The 19,564-nt window shown below is 46.1% G+C and carries 14 protein-coding genes; 13 read left to right on the forward strand and 1 reads right to left on the reverse strand.

All coding sequences use genetic code 11. The features are described 5' to 3' along the window. Positions 1-448 precede the first annotated feature (448 nt). The 5 genes from D9A03_RS16980 (at position 449) to murJ (ending at position 10,108) form a co-directional block, all read left to right on the forward strand. On the forward strand, positions 449-1,879 hold the full coding sequence (locus D9A03_RS16980; protein WP_120498387.1) for a HAMP domain-containing sensor histidine kinase: 1,431 nt from the start codon (positions 449-451) through the stop codon (positions 1,877-1,879). Between the two features lie 297 nt (positions 1,880-2,176). Then, complete coding sequence (gene mutS, locus D9A03_RS16985) at positions 2,177-4,822, forward strand: DNA mismatch repair protein MutS (RefSeq protein ID WP_120498576.1); 2,646 nt, start codon at positions 2,177-2,179, stop codon at positions 4,820-4,822. A gap of 91 nt (positions 4,823-4,913) precedes the next feature. Next, positions 4,914-7,682, forward strand: coding sequence for a [protein-PII] uridylyltransferase (locus D9A03_RS16990; protein ID WP_120498388.1), 2,769 nt, complete (start codon positions 4,914-4,916; stop codon positions 7,680-7,682). 59 nt (positions 7,683-7,741) lie between these two features. After that, complete coding sequence (locus D9A03_RS16995) at positions 7,742-8,293, forward strand: PAS domain-containing protein (protein WP_120498389.1); 552 nt, start codon at positions 7,742-7,744, stop codon at positions 8,291-8,293. A gap of 186 nt (positions 8,294-8,479) precedes the next feature. Beyond that, positions 8,480-10,108, forward strand: a complete 1,629-nt coding sequence (gene murJ / locus D9A03_RS17000; protein WP_120498390.1) for a murein biosynthesis integral membrane protein MurJ — start codon at positions 8,480-8,482, stop codon at positions 10,106-10,108. 108 nt (positions 10,109-10,216) lie between these two features. Here murJ and D9A03_RS17005 read toward each other — a convergent pair whose 3' ends face one another. Beyond that, positions 10,217-10,813, reverse strand: coding sequence for a 2-hydroxychromene-2-carboxylate isomerase (locus D9A03_RS17005; RefSeq protein WP_120498391.1), 597 nt, complete (start codon positions 10,811-10,813; stop codon positions 10,217-10,219). Between the two features lie 255 nt (positions 10,814-11,068). On the opposite strand from D9A03_RS17005, the gene D9A03_RS17010 reads away from it, so the two are divergent. The 8 genes from D9A03_RS17010 to D9A03_RS17045 all read left to right on the forward strand — a co-directional run bounded on the left by D9A03_RS17010 (position 11,069) and on the right by D9A03_RS17045 (position 19,464). Continuing rightward, positions 11,069-11,839 (forward strand): DeoR/GlpR family DNA-binding transcription regulator, encoded by a 771-nt coding sequence (locus D9A03_RS17010; protein WP_120498392.1) that lies wholly within the window; start codon positions 11,069-11,071, stop codon positions 11,837-11,839. Positions 11,840-11,975: 136 nt separating this feature from the next. Continuing rightward, positions 11,976-13,493 carry a glycerol-3-phosphate dehydrogenase gene (gene glpD / locus D9A03_RS17015; protein WP_120498393.1) on the forward strand — a complete coding sequence of 506 codons (1,518 nt, stop codon included), beginning with the start codon at positions 11,976-11,978 and terminating at the stop codon, positions 13,491-13,493. Between the two features lie 51 nt (positions 13,494-13,544). Further along, positions 13,545-14,636, forward strand: a complete 1,092-nt coding sequence (locus tag D9A03_RS17020; RefSeq protein ID WP_120498394.1) for an ABC transporter ATP-binding protein — start codon at positions 13,545-13,547, stop codon at positions 14,634-14,636. Then, positions 14,636-15,715 carry an ABC transporter ATP-binding protein gene (locus D9A03_RS17025; RefSeq protein WP_120498395.1) on the forward strand — a complete coding sequence of 360 codons (1,080 nt, stop codon included), beginning with the start codon at positions 14,636-14,638 and terminating at the stop codon, positions 15,713-15,715. Before D9A03_RS17020 ends, D9A03_RS17025 begins: the two co-directional genes overlap by 1 nt. Positions 15,716-15,717: 2 nt before the next feature. Continuing rightward, entirely contained in the window at positions 15,718-16,587 is an 870-nt protein-coding gene (locus tag D9A03_RS17030) for a carbohydrate ABC transporter permease (RefSeq protein ID WP_120498396.1), read from the forward strand. A gap of 3 nt (positions 16,588-16,590) precedes the next feature. Continuing rightward, positions 16,591-17,388 (forward strand): carbohydrate ABC transporter permease, encoded by a 798-nt coding sequence (locus D9A03_RS17035; protein WP_120498397.1) that lies wholly within the window; start codon positions 16,591-16,593, stop codon positions 17,386-17,388. A gap of 15 nt (positions 17,389-17,403) precedes the next feature. Then, positions 17,404-17,682, forward strand: a complete 279-nt coding sequence (locus D9A03_RS17040) for a DUF2160 domain-containing protein (RefSeq protein ID WP_120498398.1) — start codon at positions 17,404-17,406, stop codon at positions 17,680-17,682. Between the two features lie 72 nt (positions 17,683-17,754). Next, positions 17,755-19,464 (forward strand): ABC transporter substrate-binding protein, encoded by a 1,710-nt coding sequence (locus D9A03_RS17045; protein WP_120498399.1) that lies wholly within the window; start codon positions 17,755-17,757, stop codon positions 19,462-19,464. Positions 19,465-19,564: the final 100 nt, after the last annotated feature.

The raw sequence follows: 19,564 nt of genomic DNA on the forward strand, positions 1-19,564 counted from the left end.
TGTCGCCAGGGTGATTTGAATCTTCTTTTTATATGAAATAAAACCTGTTTAACGGTTCTTGAAGTTATACTGCATTGCAAAAAAGCCTATGGGAAGAGGAATTGTTCAAAAACGTCCATAAATGTTCCTGTTCGCTAATTAAGTTAGCAATCAGCAGGCAAATTGTTTTCTCGGACGCGGTTTATAGAGTAAAAAGAGTAATGAAATCGCTTATTCGATAAGAGAGAGTTAAGCAATTCTATCCTATTGTTAAAGACGATCTTTTCTTGAGTGTATAGAAGAGTGTTTTTTAATCTTTGTTGATATATTACTTGGCGTTGGTGCGGAATATCTATGCTAACTATGACACGGCGATATAAAGCTCTGGTAATAAAAGATTTTATGCTAAATTTGTCTGGCGGGTTGTTTGTCTGGCTGACGGATAGAACTGTTGTATGGGTTTTTGTTTATGATTAAGCCTGCCAAATCAATTAATGCCAAACTGTTGTACCTTATTGTTCCCGCGGTTCTTATTGCGTCTATGGTTGAATCCTTTGTGGATAGTTACCTGGACTTTGAAGAAGAACAGACCATGGTTTCGGAACAATGGCATAATCTGGCGACAACCCAAGCTAATGTCGTGTCAGGCTATCTTTGGAATTTTGACTTGGAAGCTATTGAATCCCACCTTGGCAGTCTTGTTGAATTTTCCGAAGTTTACAGTGCCGAAGTCTATGATGAAAAAGATAATTTGATTGCGAAGAAAGAAGTTGCAGATAAAATTATTCAATCTCACAAAAGCTATACGTTAGATATCGTTTATGAAGATCCTTTTGTTAACCGGAAAATTGGTAAATTTATACTTGTAGTTGCCTATACCGATATATCGACAAAATTGTGGAATAATTTTATCGAGGAAATTCCCGAGAGCATTATACTGGTCTTTGGTCTTTCAGGTATTCTTTTCTTTGCAACCCGACGCTATCTGATCAAGCCAATTCAGGACTTGGGTCAAGGGTTCTCTTCTTTTGATAAAAAAGAACTTCGTCATAAAATTCCGGTTAAATCTCAAGATGAAGTCGGGGATCTTATCGAAGGTTATAACCGCATGATTGATAAGCTGGAACAACACGAAAAACAGCAACTTATTCATGTGCAGGGGTTGGAAGCTGCGAACCGGGCCAAGACATATTTCCTCGCGAATATGAGTCACGAACTCCGGACACCGTTGAATGCGATTATCGGCTTTTCGGAAATGATTAAATACGAAATGCTCGGGAAAATCGATGAACCCCGCTATAAAGCCTATGCCGAAGATATCTATAGCAGTGGGTCGCTTTTGCTGGAAATCATCAACGACATTCTCGACATGTCAAAAATTGAAGCGGGTGAGTTGAGTCTGGTTGAAGAAGTTGTCGATATTAACGAAGCAGTATCGGCTTGTTTGAAAATCGTAAACAATCGTGCAGAACGCAATAACATAACACTTAAGTCCAACATTAGTTCAGATTGTCCTTATTTACTGGGGGATAATACCCGATTACGGCAGCTTTTGTTGAATTTGCTGAGTAATGCGGTGAAATTCACACCTGAAGGGGGGGAAGTTATACTCTCGGCTTGGGTGAATGAAAAAAAACAGATTGTCATTTCCGTTGAAGACAATGGTATTGGCATTCCCGAAGAAAAGGTTCGGGAAGTTCTAAAGCCGTTTATCCAGGTGGATAGCCATCTGACAAGGCAACATGAAGGTACCGGATTGGGGCTCCCCCTCTCCAAAACCTTGATGGAATTGCATGATGGCGAGCTCATTTTGGAAAGTGAACTTAACCAGGGAACACGCGTTACCTTGATTTTTCCGTCGAAACGCACTGATTTGAGTGTTCAGAAGCAAGCAAACTGATTTATTCACAATCCTGAAATTTTAAAGTTGAAAATAGGGTAAGCATTCTTTGCTCGGCAATGTGAGTGTGTTACTTTCCCCACCCTGTTTCACTTTTTAGAGTATTGCTTTTCTGTGACTGAAATAACGGCGACCACACCCTGTGACCAAGACGAAGAAAACTCAAATTCTGTGCCCACTGGTCGTGCAGAAAGCAAAGAAGCTGATCAAGCGACAGCCGGTGAACCACAAACAACGAGTCACAAGGCGTCAAGCAGAGCACCATCAAAAACAAAATCTGCTGATAAAGTAACGCCAATGATGGCACAATATCTTGAAATCAAAGAAGACCATCCGGATTCATTGCTGTTTTATCGCATGGGTGACTTTTACGAACTTTTCTTTGAAGACGCTGTGCAGGCTTCGGACGCTCTGGATATTACCTTGACCAAGAGAGGTCACCACAAGGGGGACGATATCCCTATGTGTGGTGTGCCTTTCCATGCTGCAGAGGGATATTTGTCCCGTCTGATTCGCAAGGGCTTCAAGGTTGCGATTTGCGAACAGATGGAAAATCCGGCTGAAGCAAAAAAGCGTGGAGCAAAGTCCGTTGTAAAGCGCGGGGTTGTTCGGTTGGTCACTCCCGGAACGATTACAGAAGATGAACTTCTCGATGCCCGTAGTCACAATTATCTAGCGGCTTTAACTGATGCTGCTGGTGATTACGGTCTTTCCTGGTTGGATATGTCCACGGGCGATTTTTACACACAACCCTTGGATGCTTCTGAAAAGAATATAAACGGGGTTTTGCTCGCGGCTTTGGCGCGGCTTAATCCAGGGGAACTCTTGTTGCCAGAACGTCTGTTCTTGAGGGAAGAGTTGGCTGATGTGGTTAACGAATGGCGATCTATTCTGTCGCCGCTGCCATCGTCACGATTTGATAGTGAAAACGCGCGCCGGCGCTTGGAAGATGTGTTCTCAATAAAGGCACTGGATGCTTTTGGTGAATTTTCTCGTGCCGAGGTAGCGGCTTCAGGCTCTTTACTTGATTATGTCGAACTCACTCAAAAGGGCAAACTTCCCCGCCTGTCGTCCCCGAAACGGGTTCGCAGTGACACGGTTATGGAAATTGATGCGGCAACCCGGCGAAACCTGGAATTAACCCAGGCGCTGACGGGTGGGCGCAAGGGAAGTTTGCTTGCAACCATTGACCGGACAGTTACAGGTGCTGGTGCCCGATTATTGGGGGCGCGTATTGCTGCGCCTTTAACGGAGCCTGAAGCGATTTCCCATCGTTTGAACATGGTGTCATGGTTTGTAGAAGAAGATGGCCTTCGGCAGGGTTTGCGTGCAAGCCTTCGGCAATGTCCTGATATTGAACGCGGTCTGTCCCGTTTAACCGTTGGGCGTGGTGGCCCGCGAGATGTTGCTGGTATCCGGGATGCGTTGTATGAAGCGGGCAAGTTGAAGTCGATGCTGGGCAGTGTCCAGCCGGACAGTCTTCCCGAAGGTATCAAAAAGTGTATTGAGAATTTAGGCGATCACCGGGAACTCTGTGATGTGCTTCAATGTGCCTTGCTGGAAGATTTGCCTTTGCTCGCACGGGATGGCGGATTTATCGCTTCGGGTTTTTCCCCTGATCTGGATGAATATAAACAGTTACGTGACGACAGCCGTAAACTGATCGCTGGTCTTCAGGCGCGATATGCTGAAATTACAGGCGTTAATAGTCTGAAAGTAAAACACAACAACGTTCTTGGTTATTTCATCGAAGTTAGTTCGACAAATGCACCCAAGGTTAATATTGATGCCGATTCAGAATTTATTCACCGTCAGACGCTTGCCTCTGCCATGCGATTTACCACGGTCGAGCTTTCTGATCTTGAACAAAAGATTTCTGGTGCCGCGGGCAAGGCGTTGGCTATCGAGCTGCAACTTTATGATGATCTGATTGCCAAAGTTGTAGAGCAGGCTGATGAAATTGCTTTGGCGGCGCGTACTCTTGCGGAACTGGATGTTAATGCGGCTTTGGCCGAACTGGCTGTGAGCGAGCGTTGGAACCGCCCCAAGATTGATGGCAGTTTGGCATTTGATATTATTGGTGGGCGTCATCCCGTTGTGGAAGCTGCCTTGTCCAAAACTTCAGAAGGTCTCTTTGTTGCCAATAATTGTACCTTAGAGGATCAACAGCGCTTGTGGTTGATTACTGGCCCTAACATGGCTGGTAAATCAACTTTTCTCAGGCAGAATGCCTTGATTGCTGTTTTGGCACAGATGGGATCTTTTGTGCCTGCGGAATCTGCCCATATTGGATCTGTCGATCGCTTGTTCAGTCGCGTTGGTGCAGCTGATGATCTTGCCCGCGGACGCTCAACTTTTATGGTTGAGATGGTGGAAACAGCTGTGATTCTTAATCAGTCAACAGAACGGTCGTTGGTTATTCTGGATGAAATCGGGCGCGGTACAGCGACATATGATGGTTTGTCTATTGCGTGGGCTTGTGTTGAGCATTTACATGAAACCAATAAATCACGTGCCTTGTTTGCAACCCACTATCATGAACTCACCAGCTTAACATCGAAGTTGAAATCGCTTTCTTGTCATTCCATGCGAGTCAAGGAATGGAAGGGAGAAGTGGTCTTCCTGCATGAAGTCACAACCGGAGCTGCGGATCGGTCTTATGGTATTCATGTGGCCAAACTGGCGGGTTTGCCCGTTGCTGCGGTAACTCGTGCTGAACAGGTTCTGGAAACATTGGAAAAAGACGGGCAGGCTGGAAATTTGACACATCTTGCCGAAGATCTACCTCTTTTTGCCAGCTTGCCTACCACAACGGCAGAAGCTGAAATCGAACAGAGTGTTTCTGTGGTTGATCAACGTTTAAATGAAGTGAATGTTGATGATTTAACGCCGCGTCAGGCTTTGGATCTGCTCTATGAGCTTAAAGCAGCAAAAGAAGAGTAAGGCAGGCACCTTGTTAATGAGACCCTGATTTTATTGTTTCAGACGTTCAAGCACCATTTAATAATGATATAAGTTGTAAAAGCAGGATTGCATGCCGATAACATCTCTCGATTATGCGTATCATCAGGACGTGAAGAACAAGCCGGCGATTTTTCCTGCCTCTAAACTTGAGGATGCGATTGCTGAGATCTGTGCAGCAGATGAAAAGGGACAGATCAAGCGTAACAAAGTGTTGGTACTTTTACGTGATGCTTTGCAAGAAGGTCATGCCGAGGTTCGCCGACGTTTTGATAAGAAATCTTCCGGGACAATGGTTGTTCGTGCGAACTGTTTTCTGGTTGATCAAATCCTGAAACTGGTTTTCAAATTTGTTGATGAAGAACTCTATCCTATTGGGTCGCGTTCTAAAGGTGAAACTTTTACAGTTATTGCCGTTGGCGGTTATGGTCGCGGTGAACTTGCGCCTCAATCCGATGTCGATTTGTTGTTTCTGCTACCCTACAAGAGTGTCCCCAGAACAGAGCAGGTGGTTGAGGCCATGCTTTACTTCCTCTGGGATCTTAATTTCAAAGTCGGCCATTCCGTTCGAAATGTAAAGGAATGCATTCGGAGTTCTCTATCCGATTTGACGATCAATACAGCTATCCTTGAAGCTCGTTACCTATGTGGCGATATTGCTCTCTATACCAAGCTCAGAAAAACCTATGACCGCGTCGTTCGCTCTGGCCACGGAGCAGAGTTTATTGAACAAAAACTCAATGAACGAAGCGAGCGACACAAAAAAGTAGGGGGATCTCGCTATACGCTGGAACCGAACATCAAAGAGGGTAAAGGAGGATTGCGAGATCTTCATACTCTTTTTTGGATCGCGAAGTTTATTTATCAGGTTGATGATATTGCCAGTCTGATTGAAAAGAAAATTTTCACGCGCCAGGAAGTGCGACAGTTTGAAAAAGCCCAGGCATTTTTGTGGTCCTTGCGCTGCGCCTTACATTATTTAACGAACAGGCCCGAAGAACGTTTGTCGTTTGATGTACAACGTGAACTGGCAGATTGGATGCATTATACGGATCACGCTGGCACAAAAGGTGTCGAACGGATGATGAAACATTACTTTATTGTCGCAAAAGAGGTCGGGGGGCTGACCCGTATCTTCTGTGCTACTTTGGAGGCAGAGCATAATCGAAGATCCGGTTTTCGACTTCCGTTACCTTTTCTGAAACGAAAACGTTCTGTTGAGAAATTCCGCCTCGAGGGGGATCGATTAACTTTTCGCAAGGATGATTCGATCGAAATAAATCCTGTGGAAATGCTACGTATTTTTCATGTTGCCCAAAAGCATGACCTTGATATTCATCCCGCAGCACTGCGTAAAATTACACAGTCTCTGAGGTTAATTAAAAAAAGTGTGCGTGAAGATGAAACAGCAAGTCATCTGTTTTTGAATATTCTCACGTCCCCCAAAGATCCAGAAAAAACGTTACGCAGACTGAATGAGTCAGGTGTTTTAGGGCGCTTTGTCCCGGATTTTGGGCGTGTAGAAGCGCTTATGCAATTTAACATGTACCATCATTATACTGTTGATGAGCATACATTGTTTGCGGTGGGTATTTTACATCAGATAGAAAAGGGATTACTCAAAAAAGAAGCGCCGATTGCCAGCGAAGTTGTTCATAAAATTTTATCCCGAAAAGTACTCTACGTCGCGGTGTTTCTTCATGATATTGCCAAAGGACGTTTAGGAGACCATTCAATCGAAGGCGCCAAAATTGCCCAGAGAATATGCCCACGTATGGGATTAACATCTGAAGAGGCTGAAACTGTTTCGTGGCTGATTCGGTATCATTTGACGATGAGTGAGACTGCTTTTTCAAGGGATATAGACGACCCGAAAACCATTCAGGATTTTTCCGAGATTGTGCAATCTCCTGAACGTTTGCGATTGTTGCTGGTTTTAACGGTTGCAGATATTCGTGCGGTTGGCCCCAATGTCTGGAATGCGTGGAAGGCGGCATTGTTACGTGATCTTTACTGGCGCACGGAAGAACTTTTATCAGGAGGATTGGCTGCTGAAGGTCAGGAGCGAAGAGTTCAGGTTGCGTGGGAGGCTCTAACCAAAGAGTTATCGCACTGGCCAGCGCAGGATGTTGCAAAACATCTGGAACTTGGTACGGTTTCTTATTGGATTTCAACTGATACGGAAACACAAAAGCGTCGCGCAGAATTTATCCGCAGGGCTGAAAAGGATAAACTGTCCTACATATCCGAAGTTCGGGTTGATACTTATCGCCAAATCACCGAGGTCACAATTTATGCGGCAGATCATCCGGGTTTGTTTAGCAGAGTCGCGGGGGCTTTGGCGGTATCTGGAGCATCTATTGAAGGCGCGACCATTCACACTTTGAGAAATGGAATGGCTTTGGATAGCTTTTATATTGCTGATGCCCAAACTAAGAGTGTGATTAATGATCCGGAACGGCTTGAGAAGCTGGAAGTTGCGATCGAGAAATCTTTAACCGGTGAGCTGAAAGCTGCAAAACTACTTAAAGGTCTTCCAACCAGACTGCCAAGCAGAGTGCATAAGGCTTTGAAGGTTAAGCCGCGGGTATTGGTCGACAATAAAGCCAGCGAAAGTTATACCGTTTTAGAGATCAATGGTCAGGATCGTCCGGGACTTCTTTACTCTCTGACACAGGCGCTTACCAAACTGGGATTATTGGTTCATTCTGCCAGAATTGCGACCTATGGAGTACGTGCTGTTGATGTCTTTTATGTCCAGTCTGCGTTGGGTGATAAAGTTTCTTCCGAGCAAAAGGTTAAAAATATCCAGAAAAAATTGCTGGAAGTGCTCAATGCTTGATTAACCCTCTTTAGGGTAAATTACTGTTACAGTAGCCTGTTTTTCTGTGGATTTAGTCTATGAAGTCAGCTTCGTCACTGAGTTTTACCAGTCCCCGCTGCCAGCGGTTGCATGACTATTGGTGGGAACTGAAATATTCCAGTGGTCAAACTGTGCCCAGGAAAAGTGATTTTAATCCGGCAGCGATCAAAAACATCCTATCTCACATTTTAATCCATGATTTGAGTACCCTCGGGAAATCAATCCTCAGGCTTGTGGGCACGGGAATTACTAACCGTTTAGGGTTTGATCCAACAGGGCGCGATTATTCTGAGTTTGTTGCAAAGGATCGAAAAGGGGATGCCTATAAGGAGCTGTACAAAGTTGCCTCTTTTCCCTGTGGGATGAGGGCGATTTTAGAAGGTTATTATGAATCGGGTTTGGTTCATGTGTCTGAATCAGTCGGATATCCGCTTTCATCTGATAAGGGGGATTATCACTTCCTGGTTTTCATAGATGATGTCATTGAGAAAATTGAATGGCATCAAAGAGAAGACAAGCAGCTATATTATAACAAAGTCAGGCAGCGGGATTATATCGATATTGGCTTTGGAACGCCGCTTCAGGATTAAAATTCTATTCAAAACACAGTTTGTGTCTGGGTCCTTTTCACAGATGTTACACGACAAGGGCGTATGACCTTGCTAAATCATTCTCTTCCAAATCACATAGGCATCCTCTACAAAGAGTGCTGACATGGGGGAAAGTTTTAATGAAGACAAGAAACTCCCTTTGTGAGTTTTATGCGGAGTATCTGAATGTCCTTGGTTCGTAATCTGGCAACTGTAAGCGGCTTTACTGGCTTAAGCCGTATTCTTGGGTTTGCGCGCGATATTCTTGTCGCTGCGTTCCTGGGTGCGGGGCCGATTGCAGATGCTTTTTTTGTAGCCTTCAGGCTTCCGAATTTATTTCGTCGATTGTTTGCCGAGGGGGCTTTTAACGCCGCTTTTGTTCCCTTGTATGCTGGAAAGGTTGAAGCCGAAGGACGGGAAGCTGCGCAGACATTTGCCGAACAAACTCATGCGGTTATGTTTACATTTATGCTGTTGTTGACCTTTGGGGCCATGGCATCAATGCCTTGGGTTACTTACGCGCTTGCACCGGGTTTTGAAGATTGGGCTCTGAAAGTTTCAACACAGGAAGCGATCAATCTTAAACCAACGGGACTTGAGCAGGCGCTGGCCATTCCTGGCGAATTTATCTCTAAGTTGGCGTACGCTGAACAGCTTAACATGATCACCTTCCCCTATTTGTTTTTCATGGTCATTGTTGCGCTGTTTTCTGGTATGTTGAACTCATTGGGGCGTTTTGCTGCTGCTGCTGCTGCCCCTATTTTACTGAACATATTTTTTATTATTACCTTGTTGCTTATTGTTCCGCAGGTGCCCGATCCAGGTCAGGCGATGGCATGGGCTGTAGCTGCCGCAGGGTTTGGTCAGATGCTTTTGTTGTATATCGCTCTGAAGCGGGCTGGCCTGAACATGAGAATGCGGTTGCCAAGGATATCGAGCGATGTAAAGACGTTAATGCGGCGTATGGTTCCCGGTGTTCTCTCTGCCGGGGCTATGCAGATTAATGTTGTTATTGGCACCATGATCTCTACCTTTCAGGAATCCGGTGTTTCCTTCCTTTATTATGCAGAACGTGTCTATCAATTACCCTTGGGTATGATTGGTATTGCCTTTGGTGTTGTTCTCTTGCCAGAACTTGCTCGTCGGTTAAAAGCCGATGACCAAAAAGGGGCGATGAACAGCATGAACAGAGGGATGGAAATGGCGTTGTTGTTAACGCTTCCTGCGACGGTTGCGCTGATTGTAATGCCTTGGCCTATTGTTGTGACACTTTTCGAAAGGGCAGAGTTTGCCCGGGAAGCAAGTGATGCAACAGCGATTGCGCTTATGGCCTATGCGGCAGGGCTTCCGGCCTATGTGCTTGTGAAAATCCTGCAACCTGCTTTTTACGCGCGGGAAGATACAGTAACGCCTTTCCGTCTGGCATTGATTTCCATAGTCATCAATATAGCGCTTAGCCTGGCTCTTTTTCAGTTTATTCAGTATGTCGGGATTGCCTTGGCAACGGCGATTTCATCTTGGGTGAATGTTTTGATGCTTTGGATTGTACTGGTGCGTAAAGACCATCTAACCCTTGATGGTCGGTTTATTTCCAGATTGCCAAAGATACTGGCTTCCTCTGTGGTTATGGGCGGTGTGCTTTGGTCGGGAATGCGTTGGTTGCGTCCGTGGTTTGATGGCGCGCTTTACGAAAAAGTTGCGGCACTTTCGGCCTTGATCGGCGCTGGTCTGGTTGTCTATGCACTGTTGTCGCTGTTGCTCGGGGCAGTCCGTCCTGCTGATTTTTCGGCAATGTTCCGGCGTGGCAAAGCGTAAAGGTTGAGAGGCGTTCAGTGAAATGGTGAAAGACAGTGTTTGTCTTTCACCATTAATGTGCCGAGCTTGCGATGATTTCATCTGCTAACAGGTTAATTTGCCAGCTTGTTATTCTGACAGAGCCTTATCCAGAAAATCTATACGATCCTGCCCCCAGAAATTCTCACCGTTATAGATATAGGTAGGAGATCCAAAGACATCTCGCTCGTGTGCTTCTTTGGTGGTTTTGGTATAGATCTGCGCCATCGCATCGCTTTTTGCCTGGGCGATGAGCGTGTTTGAATCAAAGCCGCATTCGCGGGCAATTTCAGCGAGAACAGTTTCATCTGCGATGTTTCTATCCTGTGCCCACACGGCTGTTAGAATTGCATCACTGAAGGGACCAGCATTTCCGTCAGAGTCCTGAATTGCATAAACCATTTGTGCGGCGAGGGTTTGGTCCGCGGGCCAAAAGGCGGGTTCAAAATTCATCTGTATACCCAGGTGTTTGGACCAGCGCTTTAATTCGACCATTCTGTGTTTCATGCGGGATGGATGTCGTTTGCTTGGGTGGGTGCTGCCCATGTTATCAAAAGTATCCATTACAGCTATGGGTTTGTAATTCACAACGGCGTTGTGTTTTGCCGCGATAGAGTTGAAATGCTTTATGCCGAGATAGCTCCAGGGGGAGAGAAGAAAGTGGTAGTAATCGATAACTTTGGTCATTGTCTTGTCCTGTCGAGGGTTTGGTCCGCTAAGGAATTGATAGGAGCATGTTGGCGATACAAATTAAGGGATTTAAAAAGACTTTCGTCCAATCATCTTTCTGTGAGACGACAAACTGTAGGCTCAACTTAAATAAGATTTTGATTAAAGAAGTTTCGATTTTCGAAAAACGAAGGCTTTCTGCTTTCGTTTTTAGCGAAGTCATTTTAAACTGTGCTTAATATAAAATAAGAACATCAGTTCAGGGGAATTAAAATGGACACTCTCAATCCCAGACAGCGTGAAATTGTGGGGCTTGCGCGGGAAGAAGGGCGTGTTTTGGTGGAAGAGCTGGCTGCGCGTTTCGAAGTCTCTCTTCAGACCATACGCAAAGATCTCAACGAAATATGTGCGCGGGCCATACTGAAAAGAATCCATGGCGGGGCGGTTTTTGCGGCAGGTGTCGAAAATTTGCGCTATGACGCACGGCGGATGATTGCCAAGGACGAAAAGAGAGGAATTGGCGCAGCCGCAGCAGATCTTGTACCGGATAACTGTTCTCTTTTTATCAATATAGGTACAACAACTGAAGAGGTTGCGCAGTGTTTGTTGAGCAAGAAAGATTTACTTGTTATTACCAATAATATCAATGTTGCCAATATACTACGCCCAGCGCCTTCTATTGATGTGATTATCGCCGGGGGGATGGTTCGGCGTTCCGATGGTGGTGTCGTGGGCGAGACCGCTGTTGATTTTATAAAGCAATTTAAGGTGGATTTTGCCATTATCGGGACTTCAGCAGTAGACGAAGATGGGTCTTTGTTGGATTTCGATCTACGTGAAGCGAAAGTCGCCCAAGCCATAATTGATAACGCTCACCACGTCATATTATGCGCGGATAAAATGAAACTGAAACGGACGGCCCCTGTTCGTGTCGCAGAATTTGATCAAATTAATACCTTTGTCACAGACAGTCTTGAATCAGAAAACCTGAGGAAAATCTGTAGGGATAGCGGTGTTCGCCTCATCGAATCTGAATTGTCATAAAAATGTAATAAAAATTTTCGCTTGCGATCTTTTGAATCTTCGAATAGCGTACAAACGAAACTAAAAGGAAACTCATTCCGAAAGATTCGAATAGTGCAGTGCTGTTCATCATTTAGCGTTGTGTTGGGGAGGTATTGTGAGCGGTCAGACTTATGATCTGGTCATCGTTGGTGGTGGCGTTAATGGGTGCGGTATCGCAAGGGATGCTGCGGGTCGCGGGCTCTCGGTATGCGTTGTAGAGCAAAGTGATCTGGCGCAAGCGACCAGTTCTGCTAGTACCAAACTTATTCATGGGGGATTGCGATATCTCGAGCATTATGAGTTTCGTCTTGTGCGCGAAGCTTTGATCGAACGCGAAACTCTTTGGGCGATGGCGCCGCATATCATCTGGCCGCTTCGTTTCGTTTTGCCGCACAATAAATCCCAACGCCCTGGCTGGCTTATTCGCATTGGTCTTTTCCTCTATGATAATTTGGGCGGGCGTAAAAAATTACCTGCAAGCCATGGATTGAACCTAAAAACCGATGAAGCGGGCTCTCCGCTGAAAGAAGGTTTCGCGAAGGGTTTTGAATATTCTGATTGCTGGGTGGATGATGCCCGTTTGGTTGCCCTTAATGCGATTGATGCTCGTGATAAAGGCGCAGATATTCACTGTCGTACTCGCTGTGTTGATGCCAAGGTCAAAGATGGCATCTGGAATCTCACCTGTGAAAATACCAATGATGGTGAGCGGCGGGTGATCGAGGGGAAAGTACTGGTAAATGCTTCTGGTCCGTGGGTGTCAAAGTTTCTGAACGAAGAGATGGAAAGTTCTTCTCATCATTCTATCAGAATGGTCAAAGGCAGTCATATTGTGGTGCCTAAGCTATTTGATCATGACCGTTGCTATATTTTCCAAAATGACGACAAGCGTATCGTTTTCGCCATTCCTTATGAAAAAGATTTCACGCTGATCGGGACCACGGATGAAGATTTTCAGGGTGATCCTGCTGACGTAAAAATTTCTCAGGACGAGATTGAATATCTTTGTCGCCTGTCTAACAGTTATTTCAAAGCGTCAATTTCTTCCAATCAGGTCGTTCATACCTATTCCGGGGTGCGCCCGCTTTATGATGATGGTGCAAGCCAGGCTCAGGAAGCAACGCGGGATTATGTCCTGAAAGTTGATGAGCTTGATGGTGCGCCTGCTTTGAATATCTTTGGCGGTAAAATTACCACCTATCGCCGCCTTGCAGAACATGCGATTGAAAAACTTGCTGGATTTTTCCCTGAAATTGGGGGAGCTTGGACGCAGGGTGCTACTCTTCCCGGGGGCGATTTCCCTTGTGAACAGGCAACTGAACAAGTTTCTAAGTTACTAAAAGACTATCCGTTTATAACAAAAAGCCATGCGGAGCGGTTGATACGGAGTTACGGAACTCGCTGTTCGCTTTTACTTGGCAATGCAACGTCGCCAGAGGATTTGGGTCAGAATTTCGGAGCTGACCTTTATGAAGCAGAAGTGCGTTATCTGATGATCCACGAATGGGCGCAGAAAGCGGACGATGTACTGTGGCGGCGAAGTAAACTAGGACTGAGAATTAAGGGAGCAGACAAGGAGGCACTATCTGAATGGATGGTGCTGAACATTAAAAAATTGGCAAAAGCCTGCTAAACAAAAATAGAAAACAAAACCAACTTTTCAGTTGAGTTTCGTGGGGTTGAAATGACGTTATCTCTAGAGAATATCTGGAGGACGGTCGGAGACGAAGTACACATAGCTGAGGCTAACCTGAGCTTGGAACGTGGTACGCTTAATACTCTTCTTGGACCGACTCTTTCGGGTAAAACCAGTTTGATGCGACTTATGGCCGGCTTGGACAAGCCGACCCGGGGACGTATTTCCTTTGATGGTATCGATGTAACAGGCGTTCGGGTTCAGGATCGCAATGTTGCTATGGTTTATCAGCAGTTCATCAACTATCCAGCATTGACTGTATACGAGAATATTGCGTCTCCATTACGTATTGCCCGCGCTCCGGCTGACGAGATTGATCGTAAAGTTCGTGAAGCAGCAGCGATGATGAAGCTGGAACCAATGTTGGATCGAACACCGCTTGAGCTTTCAGGTGGTCAGCAACAGCGTACAGCATTGGCACGTGCCATGGTCAAAGGCGCGGACCTTGTCCTCTTGGATGAACCACTTGCAAACCTTGATTACAAGTTACGTGAAGAGCTTCGTGAAGAATTGCCACGGGTTTTTGCAGAAACGGGTGCAATTTTCGTTTATGCGACAACCGAGCCGACAGAGGCATTGTTGCTGGGGGGTAACACAGCGACATTGCATGAAGGACGAATTACACAATTCGGGCCGACAATCGATATTTACCGTAATCCGGGCGATTTATTGACGGCTGATGTTTTCTCTGATCCACCAATCAATACCTTGCCGGTTAGTATTAAAAGTGGCGTGGTTAGTCACGGCGAAAAATTCTCTGCGCCGGCCAGTGGTGTTCTGTCTGGGGTGGGTGATGGTGATTACACATTGGGCTTCCGTCCAAATCATCTGCACATCGACAGTGATTCAAGCATGATACCTTTTAAAACCAAAGTAGCGGTTACGGAGATCACCGGGTCAGAAAGCTTTGTGCATGTGGATTTCGCTGATCAACGTTGGGTCAGCCTTACACATGGCGTGCAGGAAGTTGAAATCGATAGTAGTATTGATGTCTATTTGGAACCTTCCAAGTGTTTTGTTTTTGATACCAATGGCAAGCTGGTTGCTGGTCCCTGGGGTACAGCTGGGGAGCAAGCATAATGGCGAAGATTGAATTGAATGGCTTGGCCCATTCCTATATGCCTCACATTCAGGAACCGCAGGATTTTGCCCTAAAAGAGCTTAATCACGTGTGGGAAGATGGTGGGGCCTATGCGCTGCTTGGCCCATCTGGCTGTGGGAAAACAACACTTCTGAATATTATCTCTGGCTTGTTGAAGCCGACACATGGTGAAATTCTTTTTGATGGAGAAGCTGTTACCAACAAGGCAACTGAAGACCGCAATATTGCACAGGTTTTTCAGTTCCCTGTGGTTTACGACACCATGACTGTCTATGACAATCTGGCTTTCCCGCTTCGCAATCGCGGCGTTGGTGCCAGTGAGGTTGACGGGCGGGTTCGTGAAATCGCTGAACTGCTTGAAATGAGCGACAGCCTGAAGCGTAAAGCCAGTGGCCTTACAGCAGATGCCAAGCAAAAGATCTCTCTGGGACGCGGTCTGGTTCGTGCCGATGTATCAGCAATCCTGTTTGATGAGCCGTTGACGGTCATTGACCCGCATTTGAAATGGCAGTTGCGCTCTCAGCTTAAGCACCTGCACAAGCGCTTTAACTACACGATGGTGTATGTGACACACGATCAGACTGAAGCTCTGACTTTCGCTGATAAAGTTGTTGTTATGTACGATGGGGCCGTTGTTCAGATGGGAACACCTGAAGAGCTGTTCGAACGTCCAAAGCACACATTTGTCGGTTATTTCATTGGTTCTCCGGGCATGAATGTGGTGCCTTGCCATATTGATGGCAAACAGGCAATGGTCGCCGGTCATGCTTTCGCAATGGAACAGGGTCTGAGTAACATTCCAGCAGGTGCTTCATTAGAAGTTGGCATCCGTCCTGAATTCCTGTCACTTTCACGCGAAGGATCCGGGCCGGCCGTTTCTATTCAAAACGTAGAAGATCTCGGCCGCTTTAAGGTGGCAAGCGTACGCTTGGAAGATTACGAGTTCAAAGTGATGGTCAACGAAGAAGACGAAGTGCCAGCTGATGGTGCGCGGCTTGTTGTTGATCCAACGCATGTGAATCTTTATGCCAATAGTCATTTGGTGGAGGAGGCTTGATCATGAACAAATGGTCCGATAACCGCGCTTGGTGGCTTGTTCTTCCCGTCGTTTTAATTGTGGCATTTTCTGCGGTCATTCCCTTGATGACGGTGGTTAACTATGCCTTTCAGGATACTTTTGGAAATAACGAGTTTTTCTGGGCTGGTATTGAATGGTTTCAGGAGGTTCTTCGCTCTGATCGTTTCCACGGTGCACTGGGACGCCAGTTCCTTTTCTCTTTTATTATCCTTGCGATTGAAATCCCGCTTGGCATTGCCATTGCCTTGGCGATGCCGAAAAAAGGCCTCTGGGTACCATTTTGCTTGATTCTTATGGCGCTGCCACTCCTTATTCCGTGGAACGTGGTGGGCACGATTTGGCAGATTTTTGGTCGTATTGATATTGGTCTTCTGGGCGCTGTTCTGGATGGATTGGGTATTGAATACAACTATACGCAAAACGCACTTGATGCCTGGGTAACCCTTATTGTCATGGATGTCTGGCATTGGACATCACTTGTCGTTCTTCTTTGCTATGCTGGTTTGCAGTCAATTCCAGATGCCTATTATCAGGCAGCCAGAATTGATGGCGCCAGCAAATGGGCGACATTTCGTTTTATCCAGCTGCCAAAAATGAATCGCGTACTTTTGATTGCTGTTCTGTTGCGCTTCATGGATAGCTTCATGATCTATACCGAGCCTTTCGTTGTAACAGGTGGTGGACCGGGTAACGCGACAACATTCCTTTCTATTGATTTGGTGCAAATGGCGATTGGCCAGTTTGATCTGGGACCTGCCGCTGCGATGTCATTGATCTATTTCCTAATCATTCTGCTCTTCAGCTGGGTATTCTTTACAGTGATGAGCCACTTAGACAGAGCGGAGTCTTAAGCTATGAAAACTAAAGCTCTCGTCACTATTCTCTATATCGTTTTCTTGCTGTTGCCGATTTATTGGCTATTGAACATGTCTTTGAAAACGAACGAGGAAATTCTCAGTACTTTTAGCCTTTGGCCACAGGATCTGACCTTTGCCAACTACATGGTGATCTTTACAGATCCCAGTTGGTATAACGGTTACATAAATTCGACAATCTATGTGGTGTTGAACACAATCATTACCCTGTTGGTTGCTCTGCCTGCGGCTTATGCTTTCTCCCGTTATAATTTTATGGGTGACAAGCATCTGTTTTTCTGGCTCTTGACCAACAGAATGGCGCCACCAGCGGTTTTTGCCTTGCCGTTTTTCCAGCTTTATTCGGCTGTTGGACTGTTTGATACCCATATTGCGGTGGCCTTGGCGCACTGTCTGTTTAACATTCCGTTGGCTGTCTGGATCCTTGAAGGATTTATGTCTGGCGTTCCACGTGAAATTGATGAAACCGCTTATATTGACGGTTATTCTTTCCCGCGTTTCTTCACCCGTATTTTCACTCCGATGATTTCTTCGGGGATCGGTGTTGCTGCATTCTTCTGCTTCATGTTTTCTTGGGTTGAACTGTTGCTGGCCAGAACGTTGACATCTGTTGATGCCAAGTCGATCTCTGCGACTATGACGCGTACTGTATCTGCGTCAGGTCTTGATTGGGGTGTGTTGGCCGCCGCCGGAGTGTTGACCATTATACCAGGTATTTTGGTAATCTATTTTGTTCGTAACTACATCGCCAAGGGCTTTGCCCTGGGCCGTGTTTAAAGGGAGGTCTCTATCATGGATTTGAACTGGATGGCCTGGACTTGGCCGACGGCGATTTTCTTTCTGATCATTGCGACAACACTTGTTGTAATGACAGTTTTGGCAATCAAATTTCCAGAACGGGAAAAGGTCGGGATTTTGAAGATTCATACCACCCGTGGAGATCGATTGTTCATTACACTACTGGGCAGTGCTTTTATTCACCTCGGTTGGCTTCTGATGTCAGATATCCAATTGTGGGGAGCCCTCGTTGTAAGCGCTGTCTATGCATTCATCGTTTTTAGATGGGTGTAAACACCCAGAGGGCAATGTGGGGTGACGAGGCAAACTCGTTTACTGAATGAAGAGCAACAGGGAGATATAATAATGAAGTCCCGTTATATTGGCGGCGCTCTTACAGCCGTCGCTTTGGTTCTCTCAGCTGGTGCAGCACATGCGGATGCAGCTGCAGCCAAGAACTGGGTAGAAAATGAATTTCAGCCTTCGACTTTGTCTAAAGCTGATCAAATGAAAGAAATGGAGTGGTTTGCAAAAGCTGCTGAGCCTTTTAAAGGCATGGAAATCAATGTGGTTTCTGAAACCATTACAACGCACGAGTACGAATCAAAAACTCTTGCCAAAGCTTTCTATGAAATCACAGGTATCAAGGTTAACCATGACCTGATCGGTGAAGGTGATGTTGTTGAAAAGCTGCAGACACAGATGCAGTCCGGTAAAAACATCTATGATGCCTACATCAACGATTCTGACCTTATTGGTACGCACTATCGCTATCAGCAGGTTGTGCCGCTTTCTGACTGGATTGCCGGTGAAGGTGCGGATGTAAGCAACCCTGATCTGGATCTGGGTGATTTCATCGGTACATCTTTCACAACTGGCCCCGATGGCAAGCTTTATCAGCTTCCTGACCAGCAGTTCGCAAACCTTTACTGGTTCCGTTATGACTGGTTCTCTGATCCGGATATCAAAGCCAAGTTTAAAGCTAAATACGGCTATGATCTGGGTGTTCCGGTTAACTGGTCTGCCTATGAAGATATCGCTGATTTCTTTACAAATGACGTGAAAGAAATCGACGGCAAGCCGGTATACGGCCACATGGACTACGGTAAAAAAGATCCATCACTTGGCTGGCGTTTCACCGATGCGTGGCTGTCCATGGCTGGTGCTGGTGACAAAAACATTCCAAACGGTATCCCGGTTGATGAATGGGGCATCCGTATGGAAGGTTGTAGCCCGGTTGGCTCTTCCGTTGCACGTGGTGGCGCGACAAACGGCCCGGCTGCTGTTTATTCCGTATCCAAATATGTTGACTGGCTCAAAGCTTACGCTCCGCCATCAGCACCGGGTATGACTTTTGGTGAAGCTGGTCCGGTTCCTGCGCAGGGTTCTGTTGCGCAGCAGATTTTCTGGTACACTGCCTTTACAGCTGACATGGTGAAAGACGGCCTTCCGGTTGTGAACGAAGACGGTACACCAAAATGGCGTATGGCTCCTTCCCCGCATGGTCCTTACTGGGAAGAAGGTCAGAAGCTTGGTTATCAGGATGCTGGTTCCTGGACTCTTATGAAATCCACACCGGTTGATCGTCGTAAAGCGGCTTGGCTGTACGCGCAGTTCACTGTTGCCAAAACTGTTTCTCTGAAGAAAAGCCACGTTGGTCTTACTTTCGTTCGTGAAAGTGACATCCAGCATGAATCCTTCACAGAGCGTGCACCGAAACTTGGTGGTCTGGTTGAATTCTATCGTTCACCTGCCCGTCTTCAGTGGACTCCAACAGGCATCAACGTTCCTGACTATCCAAAACTTGCCCAGCTATGGTGGCAGAACATTGGTGATGCCAGCTCTGGTGCAAAAACACCTCAGGAAGCTATGGATTCACTTGCAGCAGCTCAGGATAAAGTTCTTGGCCGTCTGGAACGCGCAGGCGTACAGGGCGAATGTGGTCCTAAGCTGAACGAAGAAAAAGAAGCCAGCTACTGGCTGAATCAGCCTGGTTCTCCAAAAGCCAAATTGGCGAACGAGAAACCACAGGGTGAAACAGTTGATTATGACGAGCTTGTAAAAAGCTGGAACTAATCAACGCATTTCTTTGCGAATAGAAGGGCCGGAGGATCATTCCTCCGGCCCTTTTTCTGTTTGTGATATTTTGTGAGCGTCTCGGGTTGACATTTTCGTA

It is taken from the genome of Kiloniella sp. EL199 (assembly GCF_900313065.1).
Lineage (GTDB): Bacteria > Pseudomonadota > Alphaproteobacteria > Kiloniellales > Kiloniellaceae > Kiloniella.

Coding starts and splice junctions, on each gene's coding strand:
- D9A03_RS17035 (WP_120498397.1), top strand. CDS start 16,591: ATGAAAACTAAAGCTCTCGTCACTATTCTCTATATCGTTTTCTTGCTG.
- D9A03_RS17030 (WP_120498396.1), top strand. CDS start 15,718: ATGAACAAATGGTCCGATAACCGCGCTTGGTGGCTTGTTCTTCCCGTC.
- D9A03_RS16980 (WP_120498387.1), top strand. CDS start 449: ATGATTAAGCCTGCCAAATCAATTAATGCCAAACTGTTGTACCTTATT.
- D9A03_RS17010 (WP_120498392.1), top strand. CDS start 11,069: ATGGACACTCTCAATCCCAGACAGCGTGAAATTGTGGGGCTTGCGCGG.
- D9A03_RS17040 (WP_120498398.1), top strand. CDS start 17,404: ATGGATTTGAACTGGATGGCCTGGACTTGGCCGACGGCGATTTTCTTT.
- D9A03_RS16990 (WP_120498388.1), top strand. CDS start 4,914: ATGCCGATAACATCTCTCGATTATGCGTATCATCAGGACGTGAAGAAC.
- D9A03_RS17045 (WP_120498399.1), top strand. CDS start 17,755: ATGAAGTCCCGTTATATTGGCGGCGCTCTTACAGCCGTCGCTTTGGTT.
- D9A03_RS17020 (WP_120498394.1), top strand. CDS start 13,545: ATGACGTTATCTCTAGAGAATATCTGGAGGACGGTCGGAGACGAAGTA.
- D9A03_RS16995 (WP_120498389.1), top strand. CDS start 7,742: ATGAAGTCAGCTTCGTCACTGAGTTTTACCAGTCCCCGCTGCCAGCGG.
- murJ (WP_120498390.1), top strand. CDS start 8,480: ATGTCCTTGGTTCGTAATCTGGCAACTGTAAGCGGCTTTACTGGCTTA.
- mutS (WP_120498576.1), top strand. CDS start 2,177: ATGATGGCACAATATCTTGAAATCAAAGAAGACCATCCGGATTCATTG.
- D9A03_RS17005 (WP_120498391.1), bottom strand. CDS start 10,813: ATGACCAAAGTTATCGATTACTACCACTTTCTTCTCTCCCCCTGGAGC.
- D9A03_RS17025 (WP_120498395.1), top strand. CDS start 14,636: ATGGCGAAGATTGAATTGAATGGCTTGGCCCATTCCTATATGCCTCAC.